This window comes from Trebonia sp. (assembly GCF_049794275.1).
Classification (GTDB): domain Bacteria; phylum Actinomycetota; class Actinomycetes; order Streptosporangiales; family Streptosporangiaceae; genus Trebonia.
On sequence record NZ_JBARCR010001199.1, the window covers coordinates 1 to 4,661 of the forward strand.

Genomic DNA, 4,661 nt, shown 5'->3' on the forward strand with positions numbered 1-4,661 from the left:
GGCGACCGAGTGATGGCCGCCGTCTCCCCGGCGGAACCCGGCGGCGGCGCGCAGGCCGAATACCGGGTGGTCGACGCCGACCAGCTCGCCCGGGTCCCCGACGGGATCACGCTCGAGGCGGCGGCGACGCTGCCGATGAACGGGATGACCGTGCGGACCGCCCTGGACATGCTGGCGCTGCCGCCCGGCTCGACGCTGGCGGTCACCGGCTCGGCCGGGGCCGTCGGCCAGTACGCGATCCAGCTCGGGACTTATGAGGGGCTGACGGTGATCGGCGACGCGGCGCCAGGACCTGACGAGGAGCTGGTCCTGTCGTTCGGCGCGCGGCACGTCGTGCCCCGCGGACCTGGGATGGCCGCGGCGGTGCGCGCGCTGTACCCGTCCGGGGTGGACGCGGTGCTCGACGCCGCGCTGCTCGGCCCCGCGATCTTGCCGACCGTCCGTGATGGCGGGCAGCTGCTCGCCGTCCGCCCGTTCCAGGGCGAGACCGAACGCGGCATCGCGATCTCCCTGGTGCTGGTCGGCCAGCACCTGCACGAGGGCGATCGGCTCGCTTCGCTCGCGGAGCTGGCCGGCAACGGAGTGCTGACGCTGCGGATCGCCGAGCTGCTGCCGGCGGAGCGAGCCGCCGAGGCGCACCAGCGGCTGGCCGCCGGCGGGGTGCGGGGGCGGCTGGTGCTGAGGTTCTAGACCTCGCTCCTGCTACGCCTTGTCTCCATCTCCATCTCCGTCTCCGTCGCCGGCGGACGCGGGCAGCCAGCCCCATGGGTGCGTTCCCCAGCCCGGGGAGAACTCCTCGCCCGCCTTCAGCGTGCGGACGGGCACCAGCCCGTAACCGCCCCTGAATGCCTGCCCGGTGGTGTCGGTGAAGGAGAAGTCGCCCTCGACGACGTCGATGACGCTGAGGTCGGCGTCCCGCCCGACGGCGATGGCGCCCAGCTCGTCCTGGCGGCCGAGCGCCGCGGCCGCGCTGCCGGTGGCCGCCTTGACCACGTCGGCGAGCGAGTAGCCGATCGACATGAACTTGGCCATGCACTCCAGCAGGCTGTGGAACGTCTGGCCCCCGGCGGTCAGGTCGCTGCTGATGGTGTCGGGATACAGGCCCAGGTCGGCCTGCCGCCTGGCGACCTCGATGCCGAAGTTGCCGCGGCCGAGCGCCGAGTCGAGGACGACGCCGTTGGCGCGCGCCTCGGCCACCTCCGGGTAGGGGTTGCCGGCCGGGTCGAGGACGCGGCCGGAGTTCGGCGTGCACAGGTGGGTCAGGATGTCGCCAGGCTCGAACGAGCGCAGCAGGAACCTGGTCAGCTCGGCGCGGCGCGCCGCCGACGCCTCGTCTCTGGCGGTGGAGTCGCCGATGTGCACCATCAGCGGAACGCCCAGGTCCGTGGCCGCCGCCTTGGCGGTGGTGATGATCTCCTCGCCGGCGGTCTGGAAGACGGGGCCGACGATGCGGAGCTTGACCCCCGCGATGAGGCCCGGGTTATGCGCGGCGGCCCGCTGCAGGACATCCCTGCTGATGTCGTCGAGGGACCGGACGTCCGCGGGCCCTGGCATGGTGTGTGCGTGGCTGCCCGCGTTCACCATCACGGCGACCCGGGTCCTGGCCCTGGGCAGGATGTGCGCGGGGAAGACGCCGAGGTTGGCGACGCCGACCGACCCGCAGTCCACGACCGTGGTGACGCCGGACCGGACGCCGATGTCGTCGGGGTCGCACATGCCCATCCCCACGCCCTCGGTGATCGCGCCGGCGGCGACGTGGGTGTGCAGGTCGATCAGCCCCGGCACGACATGCCGGCCGGCGCCGTGGATCTCCACGACGCGGTGCGCGTCCTCCGGCGGGATGCCGGCGGCGATCTTCGTGATCTTGCCGTCGGTGATCGCGATATCGCGGATGCCGTCAAGTCCCTGGCCGGGATCCAGGACGTGGCCGCCCTTGATCAGCAGGTCGTAGGTCATGCCGGTCACCTCCCCCACAGCCGTTCGCTGGCCAGTTCGCAGCCCTGGGCCATGGCGCGGAGCTTGGCCCAGACGATTTCCTCATGGCCGACCCGGGAGCCGATTCCGCAGTCGGTCCCGGCCTGCAGGTTCTCCCTGCCGACGACGCTGGCGTAGTTAACCAGCCGTTCGGCGACCAGGCCAGGGGCCTCCACCAGGTCGGTGGCGTGCGAGATCACCCCGGGCACCAGTATCTTGCCGTCGGGCAGCTTGATGTCGCGCCACACGGTCCACTCGTGGGCGTGCCTGACGTTGCCGGCCTCAACGGAGTACGCCTGGGCGTTGATCTTCAGCAGCAGGTCAGCGATGTGGACCAGGTCGATGTCCGTGACGTGCGGCCGGTGGCCGCTGCCCCAGCAGACGTGGAACCGGACCTGGTCCTCGGGCAGGCCATCCAGCGCGTGATTGATGATCTCGACGCAGAACTCCAGGTAACGGCGGTAGCGGGGCACGTCCCAGTCGGGGTAGAACTGCCACGAGGTCGCGAACTCTGGCTCGTCGATCTGCACGATGAAGCCCGCGTCGGTGATCGCCTTGTACTCTTCCCTGACGACCTCGGCGACCGCGGTCATGTACTCCTCCTCTGAGGAGTAGTACTCGTTGCGCGCGCCCGCGCCCAGGCTCAGCGGGCCGAGGGCCGCGACGAAGCCCTCCGTCTCGGCGGGCTTGCCGCTCAGGGCCTTGGTCAGGGCATCAGTGTCGGCCCTGATGGCGTCGTGGCCGGTGTAGGTGACCGGGCCGGTCGCGACCCGTTCCGTGGTCCGTTCCGGCGGGCGGCCCGGCGTGAAATATCCCGGCCGCACCGGGCCGCCCGACCCCTGCAGCCACAGCCCGGATTCGTAGAATCCGGGGAACATCCGCCGCTCCCGCTCGCCGACGCCCTCCCTCTTGCGGGGCCTGGCCGGGTCGACCGGCAGCACCTCCCACCCGGACACCCGCTGGTGGATGTACCCGGAGTACGCGCCCCCGCCGGCGGCCTTCACGTACTCGCCGTCGTTGAGCACGTCCACGCCGCATTCGAGCTGGCGGTCCACCACGTAGCGCACGGCGCCCGGCAGTTCCGCCGCGACCTCGGCGGTCACGATCGGGCCCTGCCGCAGCAGCGCGTCGAACGCCGCCGGCCGCGGCAGGTTGCCGCCGTGCGTCGACCGGATCCGGTGGGTGCTGTGCCTCATGTGCGTGCTTCCCCTTCCGCCGTTTTCGTCGTCACGTGCGCCTGATGAACTTCTGGATCTGGTGAGCGGCCGCCTCGGCCGGGTCGACGCCGTTGGCCTTCACCCCGAAGGTGTAGGACACCTCGCAGACGTACAGGTCGCCACGGGAGTCGACCGCGATACCGTGCGGAGCGATGAAGTTGCCCGGCGCGGTCCTGCTCACGGTGCTCGCGCCCCACCGGGCCACGATGTAGCCGTCGCGGTCGAAGATGGTGACCCGGCCCGGATAGTCCTCGCGCATGAACCCGTGCGTGAACGAGCCCTTGCCCTTGGGCCGCCACAGCTCCGCCACGTACGAGTAGCCGTCGGGGTCGATGGCGATGTGGCAGGGCCGCTGCACGTCGGTCCACTCGGTGAGATACCGCCCGTCGGGGTCGAAGACCTGGATTCTGTCGTTCTCCCGGTCGCAGACGTGCACCCGGTCGTCGGGGCCTACCGCGATGCCGTGCGGCAGGTGGAACTCGCCCGCGCCGATCCCGACCGCGCCCCAGGACGTGATCAGCTCCCCCTCCGGGGAGAACACGTGGACCCGGCAGTTGCCGTAGCCGTCCGCGACGTAGACCCGCCCGGCCGAGTTGACCGCGAGGTTGGTACAGCCGTTGAAGGGCTGTCCAGGCCGCAAGACGGTCTCGACGTTGTGGATGACGAAACCGCCTCCGGCGGTGCGGCCGGTGTCCGACGGCTGCCCGGGATGGCCCAGGGTCAGCAGCGGCTTCCCGTCCGGCGTGAACTTCCTGACCGTGTGGTCGCCGTTGTCCACGGTCCACACCGAGTCGTCAGGGGCCACGGTCAGCCCGTGCGGCCCGGTGAAGGTGTCGCCGCCCCAGGCGGTGACGAACGTGCCGTCCGGCTCGTATACCAGCACGTTGGGGTCGTAGCGGGTCAGCAGATACACCCGGTCGCGGGAATCGGTGTCCACCGCCGAGACGTCACGATGGGAGATCCCGGCCGGCGGTTTTTCCCACCGCGCGTCGACGTCGTACCTGAAGTCGTCGGCCAGCGGCGCCGTTGTGTCTCCTCGCACGGTTACCGGTCCTTCCGCGGGCGGAACCTGGGCAGGGCGCTGCCGTCGCCGGTGTCGTGGAACACGACCTCGACCGGCAGGCCGACGGCGAGGTCCGCGGCGTCTGCCTCGACCACGTTGGTCATCACCCGCGGGCCCTCGTCGAGCTCGACGTAGGCCAGCACGAACGGCGCCGAGCCCTGATAGGCGCCCTCGCCGCGGTGGTTGACGGTGTAGCTGTAGACGCGGCCACGGCCCGACGCCGCGAACCACTCGGTGCGCAGGCTGGAGCAGTCCGGGCAGATCGCGCGCGGGTACCAGATCACGCTGTCGCAATCCAGGCACCGCTTCAGCAGCAGCCGGCCCGCCGCCGTCGCGGCCCAGAACTCCCGCGTCTCCGGGTTGACCGGCGGGGCCGGCGCCGGCAAGGGCCCGGCGCCCCCGGCGCC

Annotated in this window: 5 protein-coding genes; 1 reads left to right on the top strand and 4 read right to left on the bottom strand. The window is 71.4% G+C overall.

Features of this window, described 5'->3' with window-relative positions:
- The coding region (locus tag WA805_RS29560; protein ID WP_425243965.1) for a zinc-binding dehydrogenase at positions 1-690 on the top strand (690 nt) is incomplete at its 5' end.
- 12 nt (positions 691-702) lie between these two features.
- On the opposite strand, the gene WA805_RS29565 is transcribed toward WA805_RS29560, so the two are convergent.
- From WA805_RS29565 to WA805_RS29580, 4 genes are all read right to left on the bottom strand, one after another.
- A complete protein-coding gene (locus WA805_RS29565; protein ID WP_425243966.1) occupies positions 703-1,956 on the bottom strand; it encodes an amidohydrolase family protein in 1,254 nt (417 codons plus the stop codon).
- Between the two features lie 5 nt (positions 1,957-1,961).
- Positions 1,962-3,170 (bottom strand): epoxyalkane--coenzyme M transferase, encoded by a 1,209-nt coding sequence (locus WA805_RS29570; RefSeq protein WP_422337811.1) that lies wholly within the window; start codon positions 3,168-3,170, stop codon positions 1,962-1,964.
- 31 nt (positions 3,171-3,201) lie between these two features.
- A complete protein-coding gene (locus WA805_RS29575; RefSeq protein ID WP_424564800.1) occupies positions 3,202-4,233 on the bottom strand; it encodes a peptidyl-alpha-hydroxyglycine alpha-amidating lyase family protein in 1,032 nt (343 codons plus the stop codon).
- A 2-nt stretch (positions 4,234-4,235) separates the two neighbouring features.
- On the bottom strand, positions 4,236-4,661 hold a 426-nt coding region (locus tag WA805_RS29580), incomplete at its 5' end, for a Zn-ribbon domain-containing OB-fold protein (protein WP_425243967.1).